The following is a 25,510-nucleotide window of genomic DNA, read 5'->3' on the forward strand; positions in this document are numbered from 1 at the left end:
GCTGAAGCCGTGGTTGACGCGGCGGTGATGGGGGCCGGGGCATGGGGAACGGCACTGGCGAAGGTATTGGCAGACGCCGGGAACAACGTCACGTTGTGGGCGCGCAGGCCGGAGCTCGCCGACACGATCAATCGCACCCACCGCAACGAGAACTACCTCGAGGCCCCGCTGCCCGAGTCGATCCGCGCCACCAGTGACGCCGCCGAGGCGCTCGACGGTGCCTGCACCGTGTTGCTCGCGGTGCCGTCGCAGACCCTGCGCACCAATCTGGAGCAGTGGAAAGGACATCTGGGTCCCGACAGCACGTTGGTGAGCCTGGCCAAAGGCATCGAACTGGACTCGCTGATGCGGATGAGCCAGGTCATCGCCCAGGTCACCGGTGCCGACGCGGGACGTATCGCGGCGATCACCGGGCCGAACCTGGCCAGCGAGATCGGCGACGAGCAACCCGCGGCCACCGTGGTCGCCTGCACCGACTCCGGCCGGGCGGTGGCGCTGCAGCGCGCGCTGGCCACCAAGTACTTCCGGCCTTACACCAACTCCGACGTCATCGGCGCCGAGATCGGCGGTGCGTGTAAGAACGTCATCGCGCTGGCCTGTGGCATGGCAGCCGGGGTCGGGTTGGGGGAGAACACCGCCGCGGCGATCATCACCCGCGGCCTGGCCGAGATCATGCGGCTCGGAATCGCCTTGGGCGCCAAGCCGACCACCCTCGCGGGTCTGGCGGGCATCGGCGATCTCGTCGCGACGTGCACGTCGCCGCAGTCGCGGAACCGCTCGTTCGGGGAACGCCTGGGTAAAGGGGGCACCATGGAGGCCGCGCTCGACGCCACCGGCGGTCACGTCGCCGAGGGGGTGACCTCGTGTCAGTCGGTGCTCGCGCTCGCGTCGAGCTACGACGTCGAGATGCCGCTGACCGAGGCGGTGCACCGGGTGTGTCACAAGGGCCTGTCCGTCGACGAGGCGGTCGTGCTTCTTCTCGGCCGCACCACCAAGCCCGAGTAGCCCCGTGTCCGGCACTTACGGCGACTCCACCCGCAGCGTCAAAGCCGTTGCTTCCGAAGAGATTCCGGGCCAGCCGGTGATCGCCCCGCCGGTTCCGGCCGCCACCTATCACCTGTCCGCCGACGAGGGTGACGCGCTGGACAGCTATGGCCGCAAATCGAATCCGACGTGGCGCAGACTCGAATCGGCGCTCGCCGCTCTGGAAGGGGCCGCTGCCGCACTGTGTTTCGGCTCCGGGATGGCGGCGCTCACAGCGGTGCTGCGGGTGCTCGCCGAACCCGGCCGCACCCTGGTGGTCCCCGCCGACGGCTACTACCAGGTGCGCGCGTACGCCGAGGAGTTCCTCGCCCCGCGCGGGGTGACGGTCGTCGAGGCGCGGTGCGCCGAGATGGCCGAGGCCGCCGCACGCGCGGATGTCGTGCTGGCCGAGACACCGTCGAATCCCGAACTCGACGTGGTGGATCTGCACCAGCTGGCGATGGACTGCCGGTCGCGCGGCACCGTGCTCGTCGTCGACAACACCACCGCGACCCCGCTGGGTCAGCAGCCGCTGTCGCTCGGCGCCGACCTGGTGGTGGCCAGCGCCACCAAGGCGCTGTCCGGACACAGCGACGTCCTCGCCGGCTATGTCGCGGGCAGCCACCCCGAGTTGATGGCGCGGGTGGAACGGGAACGACTGCACGCGGGCCCGATCCTCGGCGCGTTCGAAGCGTGGCTGGTGCTGCGCAGCCTCGGCAGTGCGGGCCTGCGGTTCGAGCGGCAGTGCCAGAACGCCGCGGCCGTCGCGCTGATGATGCGCGACCATCCCGCCGTGCGGTCGGTGCGCTATCCCGGCCTCGCCGACGACCCGTCCCACGGGGTCGCGGCCAAGCAGATGCGCCGGTTCGGCGGCATCGTGTCGGTGGAACTGGCCGACGCCGGCGCGGTCCACGACCTCGTCGCGCGCAGCGAACTGCTGGTGGCCTCGACGAGCTTCGGCGGGATCCACACCTCGGTGGACCGGCGCGCGCGATGGGGTGACCGGGTGGCCGACGGCTTCGCGCGGATCTCGCTGGGCATCGAGGACACCGACGATCTCGTCAAGGACCTGCAGCGGGCACTCGGACCGGGCACAACAACGCCGAGCCGGTAACGTCTCCAGCTTGTGAGTCCCCGCATCCGCGTCGCCGTGATCTACGGCGGACGTAGCTCCGAACACGCGATCTCGTGTGTTTCCGCAGGCAGCATCCTGCGCAACCTCGACCCGGAACGCTTCGAGGTGACCGCGGTCGGCATCACCCCGGGCGGGGCCTGGGTGCTCACCGACGCCCGGCCGGAGACGCTGGCCATCACCGACGGCAGGCTGCCCGGCGTGACCGGCGAGTCGGGCACCGAACTCGCCCTGACCGCCGACCCCGCGCGCCGCGGCCAGCTGCTGTCGCTCGGCGAGGCCGCCGGCGACATCCTTGCCGCCGTCGACGTCGTCTTCCCGGTGCTGCACGGGCCCTACGGGGAGGACGGCACCATCCAGGGGCTTCTTGAACTCGCAGGCATCCCGTACGTCGGGGCCGGGGTGCTGGCCAGCGCGGCGGGCATGGACAAGGAGTTCACCAAGAAGCTGTTGACCGCCGCGGGCCTGCCCGTCGGCGATCACGTCGTGCTGCGGGCCGGCGACACCACGGTGGCGCTGGAGGACCGCGAGCGGCTCGGGCTGCCGGTGTTCGTCAAACCCGCGCGCGGCGGCTCGTCGATCGGCGTCAGCCGCGTCACCAGCTGGGATCAGCTGCCCGCCGCGGTCGAGCTGGCCCGTCGCCATGACCCGAAGGTGATCGTCGAAGCCGCGATCCCCGGCCGCGAACTCGAATGCGGCGTGCTGGAATTCCCGGACGGGCACCTCGAAGCCAGCACGCTCGGGGAGATCCGGGTCGCCGGGGTGCGCGGGCGCGAGGACGGCTTCTACGACTTCGAGACGAAATACCTCGACGACGCCGCCGAACTCGACGTGCCCGCCAAGGTCGACGACGCCGTCGCCGACGAGATCCGGGCGCTGGCGATCCGCGCGTTCACCGCGATCGACTGCCAGGGGCTTGCCCGCGTCGACTTCTTCCTCACCGAGAACGGGCCGGTGATCAACGAGATCAACACGATGCCCGGGTTCACCACGATCTCGATGTATCCGCAGATGTGGGCGGCCACCGGGGTGGACTATCCGACGCTGCTGGCGACGATGGTCGACACCGCCGTCGCCCGCGGCACCGGCCTGCGCTAACCGATCGGCGCCGGCTCCGGACGGCGACGCTCCAGCGTGTCCGCGATCGCCTTCGACAGCGCCTGGATCGGCGCCGGACCCGCGCCAGGGGGCAACGTCAGCGCGACGTAGACGGGCCGGTCCACCGCGAACCACGTGCTGCGATCGGGCTCCGTGACATCGCCCACCCGGAACCATGACACCGCGTCCACCACCTGCAGCGGTGCCCCGGCGACAAACTCGGCCGGCCGGTCCAGTCCGCACCGCAGGATCACCGCCTCACCGCCGTCGGTGCGCCACGCGGCGGTCCCGGCCGGCGCCGGGTCGACGAGCGGCACGCGCCGGTAGTCGCCCAACTGCTCGGGCAGCGCCTCCACCAGCGCCCGGCAGTCCGGGCTTGCGGCCTGCGGCGCAGGCACTCCGGTGATCGCGACGGCCTCCTGTGCCGGTGTGCGTTGCGACACCGCCGCGACGACCAGCACCGCGAGCACCGCGACGACGGCGACCACGAGTGCGGCGATCAGTGCTGCGCGCGGCGGTCCGTCTCCGGCCTGGCTGTCGTCCACACGCCAGACTCTAGGACGCGGCTTCCCCGGCGATCGGGCAGGTCAGCGTCCGGGTGATACCGGCGACCTGTTGCACGCTGGGCACCACCGTGGACCGCAGTTCCTCCAGCGACGGCGCCTCGGCGCGAACCACGACGTCATAGGGCCCGGTGACGTACTCGGCGGACAGCACACCGGACAGCCCGCCGAGCTGTTTGGCGATCACCTCGGCGCGGCCGACCTCGGTCTGGATCAGAACGAAAGCCTCGACCACGCCGTAACCCCTCCATCTGGCTGCATAGACTCCACGCCGCAGGGACCAAACGTACCGCAGGTGAAAGGAACTGACATGGCGGCCGATGACGCCGGCGCGACACTGTCGGGGCTGGGGGAGTTCGCCGTCATCGACCGTCTGGTCGCCGGCCGAACGCAACCGCCGATCGTCAGCGTCGGGCCCGGTGACGACGCCGCCGTGGTCGCGGCCGCCGACGGCAGGACCGTCGTGTGCACCGACATGCTCGTCGAGAAGCGGCACTTCCGGCTGGACTGGTCGTCACCGTACGACATCGGCCGAAAAGCGATCGCACAGAACGCCGCCGACATCGAGGCGATGGGTGCGCGGTCGACAGCCTTCGTGGTCGGATTCGGCGCCCCGGCCGACAGCCCCGTCGCGGGCGCGGTCGAGTTGGCCGACGGCATGTGGCACGAGGCCGGCCTGATGGGTGCCGGCATCGTCGGCGGTGACATGGTCGCGGCCCCGCAATGGGTGATCTCGGTGGCCGCGCTCGGTGATCTCGGTGGCCGCGAGCCGGTGCGGCGCGGCGGCGCGCGGCGCGGGGACAGCGTTGCCGTGGCCGGGGTGCTGGGCCGCTCCGCTGCGGGATATGCGTTGTGGCGCAGCGGTATCGGTGGATTCGACGACATCAGGCGCGGGCATCTGGTGCCTGAGCCGCCGTACGGGCAGGGTGCCGCCGCGGCGCAGGCCGGGGCGAGCGCGATGACCGATGTCTCGGACGGGCTGCTCGCCGATCTGGGTCACATCGCGACGGCCTCGGGCGTGCACATCGACCTGACCGCCGACGCACTGCGCGCGGACGTCGCCGCGGTCGCCGACGCGGCCGCCGCGGCCGGCGTCGATGCAGGCCAGTGCGTGTTCGGCGGCGGCGAGGACCATGCGCTCGTGGCCACGTTCCCCGGTCCTGTGCCGCCGGGCTGGCGCGTCATCGGCACCGTCGCGGGCGACGGCGCGGCGCGGGTCACCGTCGACGGCGCGGACTGGCGCGGAGACCCGGGCTGGCAGTCGTACTGAACCGGCTGGGCTAAGTTGGCCTCTCGTGACAACACGTCCTCTCAATGAGTTGGTGGAGGCGGGGTGGGCTCGCGCCCTCGCGCCGGTCGAGTCCCAGGTGACGCAGATGGGGGAGTTCCTGCGCGCAGAACTGGCCGCGGGGCACACCTATCTGCCTGCGGGCCCGAACATCCTGCGCGCGTTCACCTTCCCGCTGGAGAAGGTCAGAGTGCTGATCGTGGGGCAGGATCCGTACCCGACACCGGGACACGCGGTCGGGCTGAGCTTCTCGGTGGCGCCCGAGGTGCGGCCGCTGCCGCGCAGCCTGGACAACATCTTCAAGGAGTACTGCGAGGACCTCGGTTACCCGAAGCCGTCCACCGGGGATCTCACGCCGTGGTGCGAGCACGGCGTGATGCTGCTGAACCGGGTGCTGACGGTGCGGCCGGGCACCCCGGCGTCACACCGCGGAAAGGGCTGGGAAGCGGTCACCGAGTGCGCGATCCGTGCGCTGGTGGCACGCGGCACGCCGATGGTGGCCGTGCTGTGGGGCCGCGACGCGTCGACGCTGAAGCCGATGCTCGGGGACACCGCGACGATCGAATCGCCCCATCCGTCGCCGCTGTCGGCGTCGCGGGGCTTCTTCGGCTCCCGGCCGTTCAGCCGGGCCAATGACCTGCTGACGACGGCAGGCGCCGAGCCTGTCGACTGGCGCCTGCCGTAGCGGAAGAAGTGGTGCTGGTCTGGACGCGAACTAGCCGCGCGAGACCTTGCCGGCCTTCAGGCACGACGTGCACACGTTGACGCGGTGCTTGTTGCCACCGGGGGCGGACACGGCGCGCACCGACTGGATGTTCGGGTTCCACCGACGGCTGGTCCGGCGATGGGAGTGCGACACCGACTTTCCGAAGCCGGGGCCTTTCCCGCAGATCTCGCACACGGCAGCCATAGTTGAAACTCCTCGAATCGGTACTTAAAGGTCTTGGTCGGGGTCTGGGCCCGTTCGGCCACCCTACTGACTCGGCAGGTGACACGGACCGACCCGACAACCTGATCAGAATACCGGCCGCGGCATCGATCGCCAAAACCGCCCGAACACGGTGACCGGGGTGTCCACAACCTCGGCCGGATGGTCTTCGGCGCTGTCGGCGGCAGTGGCTAGGCTGACGCCGACGGCGGCGGCGTGTGGAGGTGTGATGTCGGCTGGGCAGCTCGATGCGTCCACCCTGCGCCGCTGGGCCCATGACGCGGTCGCGGCGTTGATCAGCCACACCGACGAGATCAACCAGCTCAACGTGTTCCCGGTGGCCGATGCCGACACCGGGACGAACATGCTGTTCACCATGCGCGCGGCGTGGGCCCAGGCCGACGCCGTGACCGGTGACGACGTCACCGCGGTCGCCGCCGCGCTGGCCGCGGGCGCCCTGCGGGGGGCGCGCGGCAACTCGGGGGTGATCCTGTCCCAGATCCTGCGCGCGATCGCCGAGGTCACCGCGGCGGCCGCCGATGAACAGGGCGGCCCGTTGCGCGACATCGGCCCGGAGCTGTTCAGCACCGCACTGCGGCACGCCGTCACCCTCGTGGTCGCGTCGATGGGCCAGCCGGTGCCGGGCACGATCGTGTCGGTGCTGCACGATGCGGCCGCCGCGGCCGAGGACGCCGCGGCGGGCGGGGCCGGCCTGGCCGGGACTGTCGATGCGAGCACCCAGGCCGCCGCGACGGCCCTGGACCGCACCGTCACCGAACTCGACGTGCTGGCCGACGCCGGTGTCGTCGACGCGGGCGGGCGCGGTCTGCTGGTGCTGTTGGATGCGCTGACCCTGACCATCACCGGCCACAGCACCCACCGGCCGGTGTACACGCCCGCCCCGAAACAGGGGGCACCGGCGCGGCCCGGGCCGGAGCAACCGCCGCCACCGCGCTTCGAGGTGATGTATCTTCTCAGCGACTGCGCCGCCGAACACATCGAGACACTGCGCGCACGCCTCGACGAGCTCGGTGACTCGGTCGCGATCGCCGCGTCCGGCTTCGGTCAGAGCGGCTCCGGGGACGGCCACTACTCGGTGCACGTGCACGCCGATGACGCCGGCGCCGCGGTCGAGGCCGGCCTGGCGGTGGGCACCCTGAGCCAGATCCAGATCACGTCGCTCACCGGTGACTCCGACCGGCACGGGCCACGCAGCTGGAGCCGCGAACGGGCCGTGCTGGCCGTCGTCGACGGTGACGGCGCCGAGGACCTGTTCGTCGGAGAGGGCGCCGAGGTGCTGCGCCCCGAACCCGACGTGCCGATCAGCGCCCAACAACTGCTGCACGCGCTGGTGAAGACCGGCGCCGGGCAGGTGATGGTGCTCCCCAACGGCTACGTCGCGGCCGAGGAGATCGTCGCCGGGTGTGCGGTGGCCTCGGACTGGGGGATCGACATGGTGCCGGTGCCCACCGGCTCGATGGTGCAGGGCCTCGCCGCGCTCGCGGTGCACGACGCGCAGCGGCGTCTGGTCGACGACGGCTACACGATGGCCCGGGCGGCGGCCGCGGCCCGCTTCGGTTCGGTGCGGATCGCCGCCGAGGAGGCGCTGACGTGGGCCGGGGCCTGTAGACCCGGTGACGGCCTGGCCATCGCCGGCGACGAGGTGGTGATCGTCGGCGATGACGTCGTCGCCGCCGCGGCCGGCCTGATCGATCTGCTGCTCGCCGCCGGGGGGGAACTGGTCACCGTGCTGACCGGGGAGGCCGCCGGCGAGGACGTCGCCGCGAGGCTGGCCGACCATGTGCACCACAAGCACCTCGGCGCCGAACTGGTCACGTTCCACACCGGCCACCGCGGTGACGCGCTGCTGATCGGGGTGGAGTGAGATGGCCACGATCGACGACCGCCTGGACTACGTGCTCGGCAAGAAGGCCGCCGACCCATTGGAGGAGCAGTTCGGGCTGCGCACCGTCGGCGACCTGCTGCGGTACTTCCCGCGCAAGTACAGCGACGCGATGACGGTGCGCGGCGAGGGCGAGGAACTCGACCTCGAAGAGGGTGAGCACGTCACGTTCGTCGACGTGATCGCCAAAGCCGAGGTCAAGTGGGCCAAGAATCAGCGGTCGCGCGAGTACCTCGTCGTCACGCTGCGCGACCGGCGGCCGAAGGTCACCGCGACGTTCTTCAACCCGAAGTATCTGAAGAAGACCCTCATCGAGGGCACCAAGGTGATGTTGTCGGGGGAGGTCGGCTACTTCCGCGGCACCATGCAGCTGACCCATCCGGCGTTCATGGTGCTCGATTCGCCGTCCGGTAAGACGTTCGGCACGAAATCGCTGACGTCGATCGCGGCCGCCACCGACGCCACTGGCGACGACCTGCTCGCCGAGTTCGAGAAGGACTTCTTCCCGATCTATCCGGCGAACTCGAAGGTGCAGACGTGGGACATCTACGCCTGCGTCCGGCAGGCCCTCGCGGTGCTCGACCCGGTTCCCGAGACGCTGCCCGAATGGTTTGTGCGCGAACACGATCTGATGTCCGAGGACCAGGCGTTGAGGGCGGTCCACGTCAGCGTCAACGAAGCCGAGCGCAACCGCGCGATCGAGCGGCTGACGTTCGACGAGGCGGCCGGTCTGCAGTGGGGGCTGGTGAGCCGCAGGCACAGTGCGCTCGCGGCGTCGGGGCCGCCCGCCGCCCGCCGGGACGGCGGGCTGGTCACCCAGATGACGGCTCAGTTGCCGTTCGAACTGACCGCGGGGCAACGCGAGGTCCTCGCCGTGATCTCCGAGGAGCTCAGCGCCACCAGGCCGATGATCCGGATGCTGCAGGGTGAGGTCGGCTCGGGCAAGACCGTCGTGTCACTGCTGGCGATGCTGCAGATGATCGACGCCGGCTATCAGTGCGCGTTGCTCGCGCCGACCGAAGTGCTTGCGGTGCAGCATGCTTCGTCGATGAGGGCGATGCTCGGTGCGCTCGCCGGCGCCGGTGAGCTCGGCGGCGCCGAGAACGCGACCCGGGTGGCGCTGCTGACCGGGTCGATGTCGGCGGCACAGAAGCGTGATGCCCGCCGGGAGATCACCTCCGGGGCGGCGGGCATCGTGATCGGCACGCATGCGCTGCTGCAGGACGCCGTCGAATTCGACAACCTCGGCATGGTGGTCGTCGACGAGCAGCACCGGTTCGGTGTCGAGCAGCGAGACCGGTTGCGCGCCAAGGCACCCGAGGGCATCACACCGCATCTGCTGGTGATGACGGCGACCCCGATCCCGAGAACGCTGGCGTTGACCGCCTACGGAGACCTGGAGACCTCGACGCTGCGCGAACTGCCGCGCGGACGCCAGCCCATCAAGACCAGCACGATCTTCCAGACCCAGAAGCCGACCTGGTTGGCCAGGGCGTGGGAACGCATCAACGAGGAGGTCGCGGCCGGGCGACAGGCCTACATCGTCGCGTCACGCATCGACGAGGACGACGAGGACGAGAAGGCGGGCAAGGCCAAAGCGAAGAAGGCGACCGCGAAAGTACGCGACAGCGATGACGACGACAGGCTGCCGCCACCGGTCACGGTGGTGGACCTCCTCGCCGGGCTGCAGCGCGGCCCGCTGAAGGATCTGCGGTTGGGGCTGATGCACGGCCGGCTCTCCGGCGACGAGAAGGACGCCGTGATGGGCGCGTTCCGCGCCGGGCAGATCGACGTGCTGGTGTGCACCACGGTGATCGAGGTCGGCGTCGACGTGCCGAACGCGACCGTGATGGTCGTGATGGACGCCGACCGCTTCGGGATCAGCCAGTTGCACCAGCTACGCGGCCGGATCGGCCGCGGACAGCACCCGAGCCTGTGCCTGCTGGTCACCAGGCTGCCCGAGGAGTCGAAGGCGGGGCAGCGGTTGACGGCGGTCGCGGGCACCCAGGACGGCTTCGAGCTCGCCGATCTGGACCTGCGGGAGCGCAGCGAGGGAGACGTGTTGGGGCTGTACCAGTCCGGGCGCCCGATCACCCTGAAGTTCCTGTCGCTGGCCCAGCATCTCGAGGTCATCCTGGCGGCCCGCGAACTGTGCGAGACGGTCTACGAGTCCGATCCACTGGACTCCGGGATGGCGGCGCTGTCGGCACCGTTCACCGAAGACGACAAAGTGCAGTTCCTGGACATGTCGTGAGCCGCCGAAACACCGTATGGCTGGCGCTCGCGGCGCTGCTCGCGATCATCGTCGCCTACCAGACCGTCGAGCACTCGGCCCAGCGGTCCGCGCAGTACGTGGCCGACGCCGACGTGCCCACCGTCGTTCCCGGAGCCGACGTGCTTGCCGGCATCGCCGAGGTACCCGCGCGGATCCGCACGGGCGACTACCGGCGCGACGCGTTCGGGGATGCCTGGACCGACGACACCACCGCCCCGGGCGGACGCAACGGCTGCGACACCCGCAACGACATCCTCGACCGGGACCTGATCGAGAAGACCTACGTCGCGATCTCGCGGTGCCCCACCGCGGTGGCCACCGGTGTGCTGCTCGATCCGTACACCAACGCCAGCGTGGCATTCACCCGTGGTGCGCAGGTCGGCGCCGCGGTCCAGATCGACCACATCGTGCCGTTGGCGCTGGCGTGGGATCTGGGCGCGCGCAATTGGACTCAGGAGATGCGGGTGCGGTTCGCCAACGATCCGGCCAATCTGCTCGCCGTCGCGGGCGGCGCGAACCAGGACAAAGGAGACAAGCCCCCGGCGTTGTGGATGCCGCCGAACGGGGCGTTCCATTGCCAGTACGCGATGCAGTTCGTCGAGGTGCTCCGCGGTTACGGACTGCCGGTCGACGCGCCGTCGGCGCCCGTGCTGCGCCAGGCCGCCGAGACGTGCCCCCGCGGCTGAGCCGGCTATTCGAGCAGCGACTGCCCGAGGTATCGGCCCTCGGGCACCCCGGGAAGGATCGCGAACACCGCCGACCCGATGGTGGTGATCCACGGGTTGAGAGCGTCGGATTGCGCCAATCGCCGTTGCACGGGCACGAACTGGCGTGCTGGATCGCGCTGGTACGCGGCGAAGATCAGCCCGGCGTCGGTGGTGCCGTGCTCGGGTGGATCGTCGTAGTTGTAGGCGCGCCGCAGGAACTGTTCGTCCTCGTTGCGGTGCCGGGCCAGCGCCACATGCGAATTCGGCGGAATCACAAGGATTCCGTTCTCCGATGCTTCGAGGTCCGGTTCGTCGAACTCGTTGCGGCCGGTCAACGGGGCGCCGTTGTCCAGACGCCGTCCGACGGTCAGTTCCTTGCTGTCACGGTCGAGTTCATCCCAGGTGTCGAGTTCCGCCCGGATCCGCCGCAGCACGAGTACGGTGCCGCCGGCGAACCACGGGTGCACCGACCCGTCATCCCACACGTGACGCGCGAACTGCGCGGGTTCGCGCAGGTTCACGGTGCCGTCGATCTGACCCATCAGGTTGCGCATCGTCGTGCCGTCGGCAGCGGCGCCCCGTGCGGTCCGGAATCCGCTCTGCCGCCACCGCACCACGGTCATCGCGCGGACGTTCTTGAGCAGCACCCGCGCGGCGTGTGCGACGACGATCGGGTCGTCGGCGCAGATCTGCACCAGGATGTCGCCACCGCTGAAGCGCGGTTCCAACCGGTCGGTGCGGAACTCGGGCAGGTCGTCGACCGGGCACCGATGCCGCAGCCCGATCCGGTCGAATCCGCTGGGCCCGATCCCTACCGTCACGGTCAGTCGCGCCGGCCGGTGAGCGAGTTCGGGTTCGGTGTCGGCCAGCGCCGGCTCGCCGCGGGTCAACCTCGCCGCGTCGGTGCTCCACAGCTTCAGCACCGCCGCCAGCGTGTCCCGGGCCGATCGGGTCCCGTCCGGCACCAGGTCCAGGGCGACGAACAGTGCGTGCGCCTGCGGGGAGGTCGCGACACCCGCCTGGTTCGGGCCGTGGAACGGCTCCGTATCCGTCCCGAACTCCGTTGTCGGCGAGGCGGATTGCGCGGAGCCGCACTGGGTGAGCACGGATGCGGCCGCCACGGCGGCGCCTCCGGTGAAGAGGCGCCGCCGGTTGACCGTCCAGCGGTCGTCAGCCATGGCCGTGCCCACCGGGGGCGTACTCTTCGTCGGCGCCGACGAAGTCCCGCACCTGCGCTGTGACCGGTATCCGCGTCCCGTCCTCGAAGAGCACCGTGACGGACACGTCGTCGCCCGGTCGAAGCGGCGCCGTCAGATCCATCAACATCAGGTGATCGCCGCCGGGCGTCAGTTCGTGCGAACCTCCGGCCGGGATGGTGATGCCGCCGAGTTTGGGGCGCATCGTCGCAACCCCGTCCGGACCGGCGGCCACCTCGTGGACCTCGACCCGGCCGGCTGTGGGTGAATCCCCGCCGATCACGACCGCATCCCGATCTCCGGCATTGGTCAGGTTGCCGAACATCGCCGTCATGCCGGTATCGGTCGCGGCTGCCCACGGATCTTCGACGGTCACGGCGGCCGCCGGGGTCGGGGCGCCGCTGTCGCCGCCCGCGGTGCACCCGGTGAGCACCACCGCGGCGGCCACGATCAGGGCCGTGATCTTGTTGTCACGCATGAGAATTCTCCTTCCGCCGCTTGGTCGCGGCCAGTGTGAGATCGACGACGAGGAACGCCGCCAGAGACAGACCCAGCAGCGGCAGGAACCACCCGATCGCGACGGCCGCGGCGACGATCCCGACCCGCGCCGGGACGGGGAGACGCCGGAACCCGCCGCGGCGCGGCGCTCTGCCCACCGCCCAGCCGGATCCACGAGTGGGCCTGCGCTGCCACCACATTCGATAGCCGCGCACGATCACCGTGAGCAGTCCGACCGCGACGGCGAGCAGCAGCGCCTGGTTCAGCCAGCCGAACAGGACGCCCATGTGCGCACGGATGCCCCAGTCGGCGAGCTTGGCCATCGTCGAGTAATCCCGGCGGTAGTCGACCACCGCGGTGACGCCGAGATCGACGGCGTCCACCGCCGCGGCGTTGGTGGTCCACCGGTACGGCCGGTCGATCTCGGTGACGGTGACGGCCTCGCCGTGGGCGGCGGGCAGGGTGAGCTCGACGGGACTGCGCACCCCGGCATCGGCGGCTGCCGACAGCACGCCCGCGTAATCGACCGATGCCGCATCGATGGCCGGGTGCGTCGCCGGGCCACCGTGCCCGGCGTGCCCACCGTCTCCTGTGATCACGGTATCCAGTTGCGGCCGTTGCCAATTCATGGCGGCTCTGATGTCGCTGACATGCGCCCCGGCGTACGTCGACCAGGTGATCCCGGTCGCCGACAGGAACAGCAACCCGGCCAGCAGCCAGACCCCGGTCGCGCCGTGCCAGCTCAGCGTCCGGGAGCGGCCGCGGGCCGTGAGATCCGGCATCACCACGCGGTGCGTGCGTCCGGGCCGGCGATCACGGGCGGCTCTGATCAGCCACAACCACAGCCCGCCCAGCGCAACCACCCACAGCCACGACGCCGCGAGTTCGCTGTAGATGCGCCCCGGCTCACCGAGGTTGAGATGGCGGTGCAACCCGTCGAGCCAGGTGCTCACCGGCAGGTACCCGAGCCAGGTCTGCTCGTCGCCGAGTACCCGTCCGGTGTACGGGTCGACGAACACCGCGCGCAGCAGGTCGTCCGCGAGGGCGGGGTCGGCGAAATAGACACGCGTGGAGTCCGCAGGCTCGGCGGCGGGCCGCAGGCCGGTCATCGTCAGCTGCGGGAACGCCGCTCGGGCCGCGGCCACCTGCTCCTGCAGCGGCAGCGCCGCGGGCGCGGGTGGCACCGACAGCAGGTCGCGGTACACCACGCGCTCGATCGTCGGCGCCGCCGCGTACAGCGCGCCGGTGACCGCGGCGACCGCGAGGAACGGCCCGATCAGGATGCCGGCGTAGAAGTGCAGACGCACCAGCAGCGCCCGCCGGTGGTGCGGTGGGGGCGGCGCGTGCCGCGGAGGCGCCGCGGCGGCGCGGGTTTCATGGATGTCATCGGGAATGGTCATGGAGGAATGAACCTTTGGGGACGAGAAAGATGGGGTCGGCGACACAGGCCGACAGAGGATGCCGTCAGCGCGCGACGGCGCGGCGGCGCAGGCACGACGGCCGCGACGGCACGTCGCGGTCCGGTGAGAGTGTGGTGACGGGTAGGTCCGTCAGACGGCGGCAGGCGCCGGGGGAGCGCGCATTCCGAGCCCGGTGGTCAGAACGGGCCGGGCGACAACGACTTTCGTGACGCGGCGGCGTACCCGCACCGTGGGCCGGGCCGCGCGCAGCGCGAACAGGCGCAGCCAGCACAGCACTGACGCGCAGACGGCGTACAGGTATTCGACGGCCGCGATCGCGGCGCCGAGCAGTACCGCGGCGGCGAGATGGGCGGCCAGCATCGGCGCGCCGGGGATCAGGTCGACGGACGCATGGTGGTGGCCCGTGACCGAAAGCGCCATGTGGCCGAGGTATTGGGCGGCGAACAGCGCCGCGGTGGGCGCGGCGAAACGGGCCACGTGGCCGTCGGTGCGGGGCCGGCACGACACCGCACCGACCGTCGCGCACAGCAGCAGGGTCAGCACGAGCGCGCTGCCCTGCGGGAGCATGCCTCCCGCCGCGGCGTGCGCGCCGAGGGTGGTGACCGCCGAAGACACCCCCACGAGGGTGCCGCGCACCCACCGGGCGCGAGTCTTCGGCGGCGTGGGCATGGATCGGGTCAGGCGCCGGTGTAGGTCTCGGGGTCGGGACGGAACCGGGTGCCGTCGTCGAGCCCGTTGAGCGTCGCCATCTCCGCGTCGGTCAGTTCGAAGCTGAACACGTCGAAGTTCGACGCGATGCGCTCCGGCGACGACGAACGGGGGATGACGATGTTGCCCAGCTGCAGGCTCCACCGGATCAGCACCTGCGCGGGCGTCCTGTCGTGGGCTTCGGCGATCGGGGTGACCGCGGGGTGGCTGAGCAGGTTACCGACGCCGAGCGGACCGTAGGCCTCGGTGGCGATGCCGTGTTCGGCGTTGACGGCCCGCAGCGCCGCCTGGTTCAGCAGCGGGTGCAACTCGATCTGGTTCACCGCGGGGGTGAAGAAGGACAGACCGATCAGGTCGTCGAGATGATGCTCGTGGAAGTTGGCCACACCGATCGAGCGGGCGAGACCGATCTCCTTGAGCTTCATCATCCCGCCCCAGCTGTCGACGTACTTGCCCTGCTCGCCGACGGGCCAGTGGATCAGGAACAGGTCCACGTAGTCCATCCCCAGCCGCTCCAGGCTGACCCGGATCGCATCCTGGGCGGACTGGAAACCCGCGTCTGCGGGCGCCAGCTTGGTGGTGATGAACAGTTCGTCGCGGGGGATACCCGACGCGGCGACGGCGCGCCCGACCGCGGCCTCGTTGCCGTAGGCCGACGCGGTGTCGATCAGCCGGTAGCCGGTCTCCAGCGCCGCCGAGACGGCCTGTTCGGTCTCTGTCTCAGACAACTCGCCCACACCGAGGCCGATGACCGGCATGGTGTTGTCGTCGTTGAGTGTGACGGTGGGGATAGCTGCCGCCGACGTCATGTCACCTTCTTTTCTGAAGTGGAATGCTGGCGAAGACCATATCCGTTAGCTCTTTCGATTACAGGTTGCACCCACCCCCGGCCGATATGCCAACCGGCACGCCGCGTCGGCGCTCCCGGCCGGGCACGCCGACGAACACGGACAGGAGTTTCCCGATGACCCAGGTGACTGCGAGTCCCGCCCTCAAGACGTCGAAAAAACGCGGCGGCCGGGCGGCCGAGAAAGCGCTCACCACGATCTCGGGGGCCACGCTGCGCGCGCTGCCACACATCCCTGACCGGCTCAAACGCGTGATGCTGGGCGGTCGTTCGACCACCGTCGACGGCAACACGCTCGACACCACGCTGCAGCTGATGCTGACCGGTCAGCAGATGCTCGGCCTCAACGGGCTCGTCGCCGACGACGACCCCGTCGTCGCCCGCACCCAGCTGGAGGTGCTCGCCGCGGGATTCCAGAAACACATCCCGGTGGCGTCGGTGACCAACCTCACCGTCGACGGCGCGGACGGGCCGATCAACGCCAGGCACTACCGCACCGACGCCGAGGACGCCGCGCTGCTGGTGTTCTTCCACGGCGGCGGTCACGTGATCGGCAGCATCGACAGCCACGACGACCTGTGCCGCGAGATCTGCCGGTCCGCGCGCATCCACGTGCTGTCCGTGGACTACCGGCTGGCCCCCGAACACAAGGCGCCTGCCGGCGCGCAGGACGCCTACGCCGCCTACCTGTGGGCCCGCGAACACGCCGCCGAGCTCGGCGCCGATCCGGACCGCATCGCCGTGGGCGGGGACAGCGCCGGCGGCAACCTGTCCGCGGTGCTGACGCAGCGGGCCCGTGACGAGGGCGTACCGCAACCGGCGCTGCAGGTGCTGCTCTACCCAGCCACCGAGGTCGGCATCGAGACCCGATCGCAGACGTTGTTCTCCGACGGCTTCTTCCTGACCGCGCGTGACATGGACTGGTTCATGTCGCAGTTCCTCGACGGCAGCGGCGTCGACGCGACCGACCCGCGGGTGTCGCCGTTGCGCGCCGGCGACCTGTCCGGGCTGGCGCCCGCGCTGGTGGTCACGGCGGGGTTCGACCCGCTGCGCGACGAGGGCCGGCTCTATGCCGAGGCGATGCGCGCGGCGGGCACTCCCGTCGACTACCGCGAGTACGGCAGCGTCGTGCACGGTTTCGCGAACTTCTTCCCGCTCGGCGGGGACAGCGCGACAGCCACCGCCGATTTCATCTCCGCGATCCGCGCGCATCTGACCCGCACCGGCTAAGCCGCCCCGGCCGCGCCGGTAATGTGTCACCCGTGGCCACCAAACCCAAGAAGAACGCGCGTTACGACCTGAAGGCAGCGGACCGTAAGCGCAACCTGCTCATCCAGATCGGTCTGACCGCGGTCGTCGTGCTCTTCGCGGTCGCGTTGGTGCTCTACATCGTGGCCTCGGCCGACGACAAGCCCACCGCCGGGGAGTCCCGCGGGATCCGGGTCGAGGCGGCCAGCGTGATCAAGAAAGAGGGCACCGACGAGCCCAAGGCGGTCCTGAGCATGTACGAGGACTTCCTGTGCCCGCACTGCGGTGTGTTCGAGCAACAGTTCGGCCCCACCATCTCCAAGATGATCGACTCGGGTGCGATCGCCGCCGACTACTACATGGTCGGCATCCTGGACCGCCCGCAGAACCAGAACTACCCGGCCCGTGCCGGTGGCGCCGCGTACTGCGTGGCCGATTCCTCCACCGACGCGTTCCGCCGCTTCCACGCGGCGCTGTACGCACAGCAGCCCAGCGAGACCGGCTCGGCCTACCCGGACAACGCCCGGCTGATCGAGATCGCCCGCCAGTCCGGCGTGGCCAACGACGAGGTCGCCGAGTGCATCAACAAGGGCACCTATGTCGACATGGTCGGCGGGCTGGCCAAGGCCACCGGCATCCAGTCCACCCCGTCGGTGCGGATCAACGGTGAGGACTACCAGTACTCCACGCCGGACGCGCTGGTCGCCAAGATCAAGGAGATCGTCGGCGACGTGCCCGGCCTCGAGGCCGCCCCGCCCGCACCCGCACCCGCGCCCGCGTCATGACCGCCACCGCGGCCGACTCGATCGAGCACACCGGTCCGTCGGACGGTGAGCCGACGGAGGTCGCGGTCGCCCGCAGCAGCGCGCTGTGGGTGCTCATCGCCGGGATCGCCGGGCTCGCCGCCGCGTTGACGCTGACGGTCGAGAAGATCGAACTGCTGATCAACCCGGACTACGTGCCGTCCTGCAGCATCAACCCGGTGCTGTCCTGCGGCTCGGTGATGATCACCCCGCAGGCGTCGCTGTTCGGTTTCCCGAACCCGCTGATCGGCATCGTCGCGTTCACCGTCGTGGTGGTGACCGGTGTGCTCGCCCTGGCCCGGGTGAACCTGCCGCGGTGGTACTGGGCCGGCCTGGCCGTCGGGACGCTGCTCGGCGCGGTGTTCGTGCACTGGTTGATCTTCCAGAGCCTGTATCGCATCGGCGCGCTGTGCCCGTACTGCATGGTGGTGTGGGCCGTGACGATCCCGCTGTTGGTGGTCACGGCCTCGATTGTGGCGGCCCCGCAGCGCAGCGGCAGCGCGGTGCTGCGCACCCTGCACACCTGGCGCTGGTCGCTGGTGACGCTGTGGTTCACCGCGGTGGTGTTGCTGATCCTCGAACGGTTCTGGAACTACTGGTCGACGCTTCTGTGACCAACACTGCTCTGACGGCACGTGAACGCACCCGCGTGATCACAGCGCTCAGTCCGGCGGTGTGAGAAAGACCAGCAAGGTTAAGGTGAACCGTGGCCGGTCGGATAACCAAAGTCCTCGTCGCCAACCGCGGTGAAATCGCGATCCGTGCGTTCCGCGCGGCCTACGAGATGGACATCGCGACGGTGGCGGTCTACCCGTACGAGGACCGCAACTCGCTGCACCGTCTCAAGGCCGACGAGTCGTATCAGATCGGCGACGTCGGTCATCCTGTGCGCGCCTACCTGTCGGTCGACGAGATCATGCGGGTCGCGCTGGAGGCCGGTGCCGACGCCGTGTACCCCGGGTACGGCTTCCTGTCCGAGAACCCCGAGCTGGCGGCCGCGTGCGCGTCGGCGGGCATCACGTTCGTCGGGCCCAGTGCGCACGTCCTCGAGCTGACCGGCAACAAGGCGCGGGCGATCGCGGCGGCCCGTGCCGCGGGCCTGCCCGTGCTGGCGTCCTCCGCGCCGTCGGCGTCGGTCGACGAGCTCGTCGAGGCCGCCCGCGACATGGAGTTCCCCTTGTTCGTCAAGGCCGTCTCCGGCGGCGGCGGGCGCGGGATGCGGCGGGTGGAAGAGCGCGACGCGCTGGCCGAGGCCGTGGAAGCGGCCAGCCGTGAGGCCGAGTCGGCGTTCGGCGACCCGACCGTCTACCTCGAGCAGGCCGTCCTCAACCCGCGCCACATCGAGGTGCAGATCCTCGCCGACTCCACCGGCAACGTGATGCACCTGTTCGAGCGGGACTGCAGCGTGCAGCGACGGCACCAGAAGGTCATCGAGCTCGCCCCGGCCCCGAATCTTTCCGAGGACCTGCGGCAGCGGATCTGCGCCGACGCGGTCGCGTTCGCCCGTGAGATCGACTACACCTGCGCGGGCACCGTGGAGTTCCTTCTCGACGAACGCGGCCACCACGTATTCATCGAGTGCAACCCGCGCATCCAGGTCGAGCACACGGTCACCGAGGAGATCACCGACGTCGACCTGGTGGCCAGCCAGCTGCGCATCGCGTCGGGGGAGACGCTGGCCGATCTGGGACTGAGCCAGGACGATCTGGTCATCCGGGGTGCGGCCCTGCAGTGCCGGATCACCACCGAGGATCCCGCCAACGGCTTCCGCCCGGACACCGGGCGGATCACCGCCTACCGCTCACCCGGCGGCGCCGGGATCCGCCTGGACGGCGGTGCCGTGCTCGGCGGTGAGATCGGTGCGCATTTCGACTCGATGCTGGTCAAACTCACCTGCCGCGGCCGCGATTTCGGCACCGCGGTGGCCAGGGCGCACCGGGCGCTGGCCGAGTTCCGGGTCCGCGGGGTCACGACCAACATCCCGTTCCTGCAGGCCGTCATCGACGATCCCGACTTCCGGGCCGGGAAGGTGACCACGTCGTTCATCGACCAGCGGCCCCACCTGCTCACCTCGTACACCCCCGCCGACCGCGGCACCAAGATCCTCAACTATCTGGCCGACGTCACGGTCAACCAGCCGCACGGCCCGCGCCCGTCGACGGTGTACCCGCAGGACAAACTGCCCCAGATCGACCTCAACACGATGCCGCCGCGCGGCAGCAAGCACCTGCTCTCCGAGGTCGGTCCAGAGGCGTTCGCCCGGTGGATGCGGGAGTCGAAGTCGGTGGGGGTCACCGACACCACCTTCCGCGACGCGCACCAGTCGCTGCTGGCGACCCGCATCAGGACGTCGGGCATGCTGATGGTCGCGCCCTACGTGGCACGGATGACCCCGCAGCTGCTCTCCATCGAATGTTGGGGTGGCGCAACCTATGACGTCGCGCTGCGGTTCCTCAAGGAGGACCCGTGGGAGCGGCTGGCCGCGCTGCGCGAGGCGGTCCCCAACATCTGCCTGCAGATGCTGCTGCGCGGCCGCAACACCGTCGGCTATACGCCGTACCCGGAGTCGGTGACCCATGCGTTCGTGCAGGAGGCGACGGCCACCGGGATCGACATCTACCGGATCTTCGACGCGCTCAACAACGTCGACTCGATGCGGCCCGCGATCGACGCGGTGCGCGAAACCGGTACGGCCGTCGCCGAAGTCGCGATGTCCTACACCGGGGACCTGTCGGATCCGGCGGAGAACCTCTACACCCTCGACTACTACCTCAAGCTGGCCGAGCAGATCGTCGAGGCCGGTGCGCACGTGCTCGGCATCAAGGACATGGCGGGCCTGCTGCGCCCGCAGGCGGCGGCCACGCTCGTCGGTTCGCTGCGCAGCCGGTTCGACCTGCCGGTGCACGTACACACCCACGACACCCCCGGCGGGCAGCTCGCGACCTACCTGGCGGCCTGGCAGGCCGGCGCCAGTGCTGTCGACGGTGCCTCCTCACCGCTGGCCGGCACCACCAGCCAGCCCGCGCTGAGCTCGATCGTCGCCGCGACCGCGCACACCGAGTTCGACACCGGACTGTCCCTCGGCGCGGTCTGCGACCTGGAGCCGTACTGGGAGGCGCTGCGAAAGGTCTACGCCCCCTTCGACGTCGCGGCGGCGGGCCCGACCACCCCGACGGGGCGGGTGTACCACCACGAGATCCCGGGCGGCCAGCTGTCGAATCTGCGCCAGCAGGCGATCGCGCTGGGACTCGGGGACCGCTTCGAGCAGATCGAGGCCAGTTACGCGGCCGCCGACCGGATCCTGGGCCGGTTGGTCAAGGTCACACCGTCGTCCAAGGTGGTCGGTGACCTCGCGCTGGCACTGGTCGGTGCCGGCGTGTCCGCCGACGAGTTCGCCGCCGACCCCGAGCGATTCGACATCCCCGATTCGGTGATCGGGTTCCTGCGCGGAGAACTCGGCGACCCGCCCGGCGGCTGGCCGGAACCGCTGCGGTCCAAGGCGCTCGCCGGACGGGCGCCGGCCAAGCCGCAGGCCGACGTGTCCGCCGAGGACGCCGACGCACTCGCCGAACCGGGCCCGAAACGGCAGGCGACGCTGAATCGGCTCCTTTTCCCCGGTCCCACAAAGGAATTCGAGGCGCACCGGGAGCAGTACGGGGACACCTCGAGCCTGTCGGCCAACCAGTTCTTCTACGGGCTGCGCCACGGCGACGAACACCGGGTCACCCTTGAACGTGGTGTCGAGTTGCTGATCGGGCTGGAGGCCGTCTCCGACGCCGACGAACGCGGGATGCGCACCGTGATGTGCATCCTCAACGGCCAGCTTCGTCCGGTGGTGGTCCGCGACCGCAGTGTGGCCAGCGATGTCCCCGCCGCCGAGAAGGCCGATCGCACCAACCCGGACCACGTCGCCGCACCGTTCGCCGGTGTCGTCACCGTCAACGTCGCCGCGGGGGACAAGGTCGAGTCCGGGCAGACCATCGCGACCATCGAGGCGATGAAGATGGAGGCGGCGATCACCGCCCCGAAGGCCGGCACCGTCGGCCGCGTCGCGGTCAGCGCCACCGCCCAGGTCGAGGGCGGAGACCTGCTCGCGGTGATCGGTTCGGGGGGCGCGGACGTCTCCGGCGACACGTCCGGGGAGTCGTCCTGACCCGGATCGTCGCGGGCGCTTTCGGGGGCCGCCGGATCACCGTGCCCCAGCAGAAGTCCGGCCTGGGCACCCGCCCGACCACCGATCGCGTGCGCGAAGCGCTGTTCAACCTGCTGGCCGCCCGCATCGACTTCACCGGCATCAGCGTCGTCGACCTGTTCGCCGGGTCCGGCGCGCTCGGCCTCGAGGCGCTGTCCCGCGGTGCCCGGTCGGTGCTGTTCGTCGAATCCGATCCGCGTGCCGTCGCGGTGATCGAACGCAACGTCGCCGAGTTGGGGGCGCGCGGTGCCACCGTACGTCGCGGCAGCGTCGCCACGGTGCTGGCCGGGGGTGCGTCGCGGCCCGTGGACCTGGTGCTCGCCGATCCGCCCTACGAGGTCGATTCGGCCCAGATCGCCGAGTTGATCGACACGCTGGGCAGCGCAGGGTGGACCGCGGCGGGCACTGTCGCGGTGGTGGAACGCCCCGCGTCAGCCCCCGAGATCGCGTGGCCGGACACGTGGTCGGCGTGGAAGCCGCGGCGGTACGGGGACACCCGGCTGGAGATGGCCACGGTCAGGGACTGACCGATAGCAACAACCGCACCAGTTCGGCCTGACGGTGCGTGCCGGTCTTGTCGAAGACGTGCTGCAGATGGGTCTTCACCGTCGACACCGACAACGCCATCTCCTCGGCGATCGCACGCACCCCGTCGCCGCGCAGAACCCGGGCGGCCACAATCGCCTCGGCGCGGGTGAGCCCGAACAGCCGGCACAGCACCGACATCGCCGGCTCCGGGACACGTTCCGGGTCGAGGATCACCATCAGTGCCCCCGGCGCCGTGTCGTCGCCACCGGCGGGCGGCACGATGTGCACCACATACGGCCGGCGACCCGACGGCCGTGGGCACAGCAGCGAGGTGCCGGCGGGGGCGGTGGCGCCGGTCAGGCCGTGGGCCTGGGCGAGCGCCCGGACCAACCGTTTGCCGGTGGCCGGGTCGGTGGCGGCGACGGCGCCGGCGCGCAGCTCAAGTCCGTCGTGCGCGCGCAAGATCGCCGAAGCGGCGCGATTCATCTGCACCACAGTTGAATTCGTGTCGACGGTGGCGATACCGTGCTCGACACAGTCGATCATCATGTGCAGGGTTTCGCGGCTGACGGAGTGCGCGCGCAGGGACCGCTCGGTGCGTAGCGCCTGCTGCAGGTGCGGGATCAGGTTGGTGAGAAGCCTCGCGCGGTCGGGCGAGTCGAATTCCTCGGCCGCGCAATCCCCGGCGACGAGGAAGCTCGTCGTGCGATCCGCCCCGCAGAGCCGGACGAATAGCCCGTCGTTGAGCCGGTGCGGGCGCATCCAGTCGGCGTCGAACTCCGAACGAGGCTGTAGCGCGATGAGCTCACGGCCACCGCGCACCAGACCGACCGGGCTGTGTTCCACGGCGGCCAGGACGTAGTCGATCTTGCGGTAGTAGCCCGCATACTCGGAAGCCGCGTCGCCGGAGAGATTGGCGCTCTTGACAGCGCGGATGCCGCCGTCGATCTCGATCAGCGCCGCGGCGAGACTGCCGAACACCGTGCGGATGTCGGCCATCGCATCACCCCAGGTTTCGGGTGCGGTGGCTGCGCCGTACACCCGCGACACCATGCGGGAGAAGTCCTCGATCGTGGCCACGCAGAACCCCCCGGGACTGCTGATAGTGACTCGACTCTAAAACGTCTCGGCCGTTGCGGTGCCGAAAGCGCGATCTCAGCCGAACGGATGAGGATCGCGGCGCCTTCCGGGGGTTGGGTAGAGGCCATGACCACCCTGCGAACGGGGGCGACGCCGGAGGTGAGGTCTCTGCCACCCGCGCCGCTGAACCCGCTGCCCCGTCGAGAACAGATCCGTGCTCTGCGCCGGTTCCACACCGGATGCGAGACGCTGCGTAATGCCGGCGGTCCGGTGACCCGGCTGCAGCTGGCGCCGCGCTGGCTGATGCCGCCGGTGGTCGTGGCGACCTCGCCGGGGGCCGTGCATGACGTCCTGAGCCGGCACGGCACGCTGGTGGACAAGACCGTCGTACACGCCGAGATGCGACATCTCATGGGGCGCAACCTCTTCGACCTCCAGCACGAGGACTGGACGCCGAGGCGCCGCGCACTGCAGCCGGTGTTCACGAAGAAGCGGGTCGAGGAGTTCTCCGGGCACATGGCCGCCGCCGCGGAGTCGGTCACCGACAGCTGGGCCGACGGTGCCGAGATCGACCTCGACACCGAGAGCCGCCGCCTCACACTGCGTGCGCTCGGGCGGGCGGTGCTCGGCGTCGACCTCGCCGAGCAGGCGTCGTCGATCGGTGCGCCGATGCAGATCGCGTTGTCGCACATCGCGGATCGCACCGGGGCCCCGGTCAAGCCGCCGCGGTGGTTCCCGACGCCTGCGCGGCACCGGGCCCGTGCGGCGGCCGCCGAACTGCAGCGCATCGCTGACCGCATCGTGCGTGCCTGCCGGGCCGATGCCGGGCGGGACGCGCCCTTGGTGCGCGCGATGATGGCCGCCGTCGACCCGCAGACCGGGGCGCCGCTGACCGATCGCGAGATCGCCGACGACCTGATCGCGTTCCTGATCGCCGGGCACGACACCACCGCGACGACGCTGGCCTATGCGCTGTGGCAGCTGGGCCGTCGTCCGGACCTGCATGAGAGGGTGCTGGCCGAGGTTGTCGCGGTGCGCGAGCGTGGCAGTCTCGGGCCCGCCGACGTGCCGGCACTCGGCTACACGGTGGCGGTGCTGCACGAGGCGTTGAGGTTGTGCCCGCCGGCGCCCGCCACCAGCCGGGAAGCGGTGTGCGACATCGACGTCGGGGGTCACCTCGTGGAGGCAGGCAGCATGCTCGTCGTCGGCATCTATGCGCTGCACCGCGATCCGCAGCTGTGGGCCGATCCGCTGACCTTCGACCCCGACCGCTTCACCGGGGGCAAGCGCCCGGACCGCTGGCAATATCTGCCGTTCGGTGCCGGTCCGCGGTCGTGCATCGGAGACCACTTCGCGATGCTCGAGGCCACCCTGGCGCTGGCGACCATCGTCAGGACGGTCGAAATCGTCTCCACGACAGCCGAGTTCCCGGTCGAGGTGCCGTTCACCGCGGTCGCGGCGGCCCCGGTCACCGCACGGGTGCGGCACCGCTGATCCGCCTGGGCCGCGACCCGCCCTGCTACGGTCAGCTCTCATGAGCGGAGCCGTGTGCCCGGGATCCTTCGATCCGGTGACCCTCGGTCACATCGACGTCTTCGAACGGGCGGCCGCCCAGTTCGACGAGGTCGTCGTCGCGGTGATGGTCAACCCGAACAAGAAGGGCATGTTCACCCTCGACGAGCGGATCGCACTGATCGAGGAGTCGACCACCCACCTGTCCAACCTGCGCGTGGAGTCGGGGCGGGGTCTGATCGTCGACTTCGTCAAGGAGCGCCGGCTGACCGCGATCGTCAAGGGGCTGCGGACGGGCACCGACTTCGAATACGAACTGCAGATGGCGCAGATGAACAAGCACGTCGCCGGCGTCGACACGTTCTTCGTGGCGACCACACCGCAGTACTCGTTCGTGTCCTCGTCGTTGGCCAAGGAGGTAGCGATGCTCGGCGGCGACGTGACGGCGCTGTTGCCGCCGGTGGTCAACGCGCGGTTGAAGGAGAAGCTGGCCGAACGCGGTTGAGCCGGACCCGCCGGGGTATCCCGGGGGACGACCGGCGCACAGCCCCTTCGCGCCG

24 protein-coding genes are annotated in these 25,510 nt (G+C 70.3%); 15 read left to right on the top strand and 9 right to left on the bottom strand.

The genetic code is table 11. The features are described from left to right. The first annotated feature begins 9 nt into the window (after positions 1–9). Genes BST38_RS02005 through BST38_RS02015 form a run of 3 tightly spaced genes read left to right on the top strand, consistent with a single transcriptional unit; the run spans position 10 to position 3,253 of the window. Entirely contained in the window at positions 10–1,005 is a 996-nt protein-coding gene (locus BST38_RS02005) for an NAD(P)H-dependent glycerol-3-phosphate dehydrogenase (RefSeq protein ID WP_237160637.1), read from the top strand. 4 nt (positions 1,006–1,009) lie between these two features. Beyond that, on the top strand, positions 1,010–2,137 hold the full coding sequence (locus BST38_RS02010; protein ID WP_083141538.1) for a cystathionine gamma-lyase: 1,128 nt from the start codon (positions 1,010–1,012) through the stop codon (positions 2,135–2,137). Between the two features lie 12 nt (positions 2,138–2,149). Next, positions 2,150–3,253: a D-alanine--D-alanine ligase family protein gene (locus tag BST38_RS02015; protein WP_083141539.1), complete on the top strand. Its 1,104-nt coding sequence runs from the start codon at positions 2,150–2,152 to the stop codon at positions 3,251–3,253. Here BST38_RS02015 and BST38_RS02020 read toward each other — a convergent pair. Both BST38_RS02020 and BST38_RS02025 read right to left on the bottom strand, forming a co-directional pair. After that, complete coding sequence (locus BST38_RS02020) at positions 3,250–3,798, bottom strand: DUF3515 domain-containing protein (RefSeq protein ID WP_083141540.1); 549 nt, start codon at positions 3,796–3,798, stop codon at positions 3,250–3,252. The two genes, BST38_RS02015 and BST38_RS02020, sit on opposite strands and share 4 nt — an antisense overlap. A 10-nt stretch (positions 3,799–3,808) precedes the next feature. Next, positions 3,809–4,051, bottom strand: coding sequence for an Lrp/AsnC ligand binding domain-containing protein (locus BST38_RS02025; RefSeq protein WP_083141541.1), 243 nt, complete (start codon positions 4,049–4,051; stop codon positions 3,809–3,811). Positions 4,052–4,126: 75 nt separating this feature from the next. Between BST38_RS02025 and BST38_RS02030 the strand changes: the two genes are divergently transcribed. Together BST38_RS02030 and BST38_RS02035 are read left to right on the top strand one after the other, a co-directional pair. After that, positions 4,127–5,086, top strand: a complete 960-nt coding sequence (locus BST38_RS02030; protein ID WP_083141542.1) for a thiamine-phosphate kinase — start codon at positions 4,127–4,129, stop codon at positions 5,084–5,086. Between the two features lie 25 nt (positions 5,087–5,111). After that, the gene (locus BST38_RS02035) at positions 5,112–5,789 is read left to right on the top strand and encodes a uracil-DNA glycosylase (protein WP_083141543.1); all 678 of its coding nucleotides are present in this window, start codon (positions 5,112–5,114) and stop codon (positions 5,787–5,789) included. A 30-nt stretch (positions 5,790–5,819) separates the two neighbouring features. Here the strand turns inward: BST38_RS02035 and rpmB are convergent, their stop codons facing one another. Then, entirely contained in the window at positions 5,820–6,014 is a 195-nt protein-coding gene (gene rpmB, locus BST38_RS02040) for a 50S ribosomal protein L28 (RefSeq protein ID WP_083141544.1), read from the bottom strand. 247 nt (positions 6,015–6,261) lie between these two features. Here rpmB and BST38_RS02045 point away from each other — a divergent pair, with 247 nt between their 5' ends. Genes BST38_RS02045 through BST38_RS02055 form a run of 3 tightly spaced genes read left to right on the top strand, consistent with a single transcriptional unit; the run spans position 6,262 to position 10,896 of the window. After that, the gene (locus tag BST38_RS02045) at positions 6,262–7,917 is read left to right on the top strand and encodes a fatty acid kinase ATP-binding subunit FakA (protein ID WP_083141545.1); all 1,656 of its coding nucleotides are present in this window, start codon (positions 6,262–6,264) and stop codon (positions 7,915–7,917) included. A gap of 1 nt (position 7,918) precedes the next feature. After that, entirely contained in the window at positions 7,919–10,189 is a 2,271-nt protein-coding gene (gene recG, locus BST38_RS02050) for an ATP-dependent DNA helicase RecG (RefSeq protein WP_083141546.1), read from the top strand. After that, the gene (locus BST38_RS02055; protein ID WP_083141547.1) at positions 10,186–10,896 is read left to right on the top strand and encodes an HNH endonuclease family protein; all 711 of its coding nucleotides are present in this window, start codon (positions 10,186–10,188) and stop codon (positions 10,894–10,896) included. The genes recG and BST38_RS02055 overlap by 4 nt, the downstream gene beginning before the upstream one ends. Before the next feature lie 5 nt (positions 10,897–10,901). On the opposite strand, the gene BST38_RS02060 is transcribed toward BST38_RS02055, so the two are convergent. From BST38_RS02060 to BST38_RS02080, 5 genes are all read right to left on the bottom strand, one after another. Further along, positions 10,902–12,095, bottom strand: coding sequence for a Dyp-type peroxidase (locus BST38_RS02060; RefSeq protein WP_083141694.1), 1,194 nt, complete (start codon positions 12,093–12,095; stop codon positions 10,902–10,904). Further along, complete coding sequence (locus tag BST38_RS02065) at positions 12,088–12,591, bottom strand: copper chaperone PCu(A)C (RefSeq protein WP_083141548.1); 504 nt, start codon at positions 12,589–12,591, stop codon at positions 12,088–12,090. The genes BST38_RS02060 and BST38_RS02065 overlap by 8 nt, the downstream gene beginning before the upstream one ends. Next, entirely contained in the window at positions 12,584–14,011 is a 1,428-nt protein-coding gene (locus tag BST38_RS02070; protein ID WP_083141549.1) for a PepSY-associated TM helix domain-containing protein, read from the bottom strand. The genes BST38_RS02065 and BST38_RS02070 overlap by 8 nt, the downstream gene beginning before the upstream one ends. Positions 14,012–14,161: 150 nt before the next feature. Further along, positions 14,162–14,701 carry a hypothetical protein gene (locus BST38_RS02075; RefSeq protein ID WP_083141550.1) on the bottom strand — a complete coding sequence of 180 codons (540 nt, stop codon included), beginning with the start codon at positions 14,699–14,701 and terminating at the stop codon, positions 14,162–14,164. An 8-nt stretch (positions 14,702–14,709) separates the two neighbouring features. Further along, a complete protein-coding gene (locus tag BST38_RS02080; RefSeq protein ID WP_083141551.1) occupies positions 14,710–15,549 on the bottom strand; it encodes an aldo/keto reductase in 840 nt (279 codons plus the stop codon). 155 nt (positions 15,550–15,704) lie between these two features. On the opposite strand from BST38_RS02080, the gene BST38_RS02085 reads away from it, so the two are divergent. From BST38_RS02085 to rsmD, 5 genes are all read left to right on the top strand, one after another. Then, positions 15,705–16,817 (top strand): alpha/beta hydrolase, encoded by a 1,113-nt coding sequence (locus BST38_RS02085; protein WP_083141552.1) that lies wholly within the window; start codon positions 15,705–15,707, stop codon positions 16,815–16,817. Between the two features lie 32 nt (positions 16,818–16,849). Further along, a complete protein-coding gene (locus tag BST38_RS02090) occupies positions 16,850–17,620 on the top strand; it encodes a DsbA family protein (protein WP_083141553.1) in 771 nt (256 codons plus the stop codon). Then, a complete protein-coding gene (locus tag BST38_RS02095; RefSeq protein WP_083141554.1) occupies positions 17,617–18,252 on the top strand; it encodes a vitamin K epoxide reductase family protein in 636 nt (211 codons plus the stop codon). Before BST38_RS02090 ends, BST38_RS02095 begins: the two co-directional genes overlap by 4 nt. A 92-nt stretch (positions 18,253–18,344) precedes the next feature. Beyond that, complete coding sequence (locus BST38_RS02100; protein WP_083141555.1) at positions 18,345–21,791, top strand: pyruvate carboxylase; 3,447 nt, start codon at positions 18,345–18,347, stop codon at positions 21,789–21,791. Next, positions 21,788–22,357 (top strand): 16S rRNA (guanine(966)-N(2))-methyltransferase RsmD, encoded by a 570-nt coding sequence (gene rsmD, locus BST38_RS02105; protein WP_083141695.1) that lies wholly within the window; start codon positions 21,788–21,790, stop codon positions 22,355–22,357. Before BST38_RS02100 ends, rsmD begins: the two co-directional genes overlap by 4 nt. Here the strand turns inward: rsmD and BST38_RS02110 are convergent. After that, positions 22,347–23,438: a helix-turn-helix transcriptional regulator gene (locus tag BST38_RS02110; RefSeq protein WP_083141556.1), complete on the bottom strand. Its 1,092-nt coding sequence runs from the start codon at positions 23,436–23,438 to the stop codon at positions 22,347–22,349. The two genes, rsmD and BST38_RS02110, sit on opposite strands and share 11 nt — an antisense overlap. Before the next feature lie 126 nt (positions 23,439–23,564). Here BST38_RS02110 and BST38_RS02115 point away from each other — a divergent pair, with 126 nt between their 5' ends. Next, on the top strand, positions 23,565–24,932 hold the full coding sequence (locus BST38_RS02115) for a cytochrome P450 (protein ID WP_083141557.1): 1,368 nt from the start codon (positions 23,565–23,567) through the stop codon (positions 24,930–24,932). A gap of 40 nt (positions 24,933–24,972) precedes the next feature. Further along, positions 24,973–25,455: a pantetheine-phosphate adenylyltransferase gene (gene coaD, locus BST38_RS02120; RefSeq protein ID WP_083141558.1), complete on the top strand. Its 483-nt coding sequence runs from the start codon at positions 24,973–24,975 to the stop codon at positions 25,453–25,455. Positions 25,456–25,510 lie beyond the last annotated feature (55 nt).

The sequence above is a fragment of the Mycolicibacterium parafortuitum genome, assembly GCF_002086815.1.
In the GTDB taxonomy this organism is placed as follows: domain Bacteria; phylum Actinomycetota; class Actinomycetes; order Mycobacteriales; family Mycobacteriaceae; genus Mycobacterium; species Mycobacterium parafortuitum.

Excerpts from the sequence above, each read along its gene's own strand:
- BST38_RS02075 (WP_083141550.1), bottom strand. The coding sequence starts at position 14,701 with ATGCCCACGCCGCCGAAGACTCGCGCCCGGTGGGTGCGCGGCACCCTC.
- BST38_RS02115 (WP_083141557.1), top strand. The coding sequence starts at position 23,565 with ATGACCACCCTGCGAACGGGGGCGACGCCGGAGGTGAGGTCTCTGCCA.
- BST38_RS02045 (WP_083141545.1), top strand. The coding sequence starts at position 6,262 with ATGTCGGCTGGGCAGCTCGATGCGTCCACCCTGCGCCGCTGGGCCCAT.
- BST38_RS02085 (WP_083141552.1), top strand. The coding sequence starts at position 15,705 with ATGACCCAGGTGACTGCGAGTCCCGCCCTCAAGACGTCGAAAAAACGC.
- BST38_RS02080 (WP_083141551.1), bottom strand. The coding sequence starts at position 15,549 with ATGACGTCGGCGGCAGCTATCCCCACCGTCACACTCAACGACGACAAC.
- coaD (WP_083141558.1), top strand. The coding sequence starts at position 24,973 with ATGAGCGGAGCCGTGTGCCCGGGATCCTTCGATCCGGTGACCCTCGGT.
- BST38_RS02030 (WP_083141542.1), top strand. The coding sequence starts at position 4,127 with ATGGCGGCCGATGACGCCGGCGCGACACTGTCGGGGCTGGGGGAGTTC.
- BST38_RS02065 (WP_083141548.1), bottom strand. The coding sequence starts at position 12,591 with ATGCGTGACAACAAGATCACGGCCCTGATCGTGGCCGCCGCGGTGGTG.
- rpmB (WP_083141544.1), bottom strand. The coding sequence starts at position 6,014 with ATGGCTGCCGTGTGCGAGATCTGCGGGAAAGGCCCCGGCTTCGGAAAG.
- recG (WP_083141546.1), top strand. The coding sequence starts at position 7,919 with ATGGCCACGATCGACGACCGCCTGGACTACGTGCTCGGCAAGAAGGCC.
- BST38_RS02095 (WP_083141554.1), top strand. The coding sequence starts at position 17,617 with ATGACCGCCACCGCGGCCGACTCGATCGAGCACACCGGTCCGTCGGAC.
- BST38_RS02070 (WP_083141549.1), bottom strand. The coding sequence starts at position 14,011 with ATGACCATTCCCGATGACATCCATGAAACCCGCGCCGCCGCGGCGCCT.
- BST38_RS02060 (WP_083141694.1), bottom strand. The coding sequence starts at position 12,095 with ATGGCTGACGACCGCTGGACGGTCAACCGGCGGCGCCTCTTCACCGGA.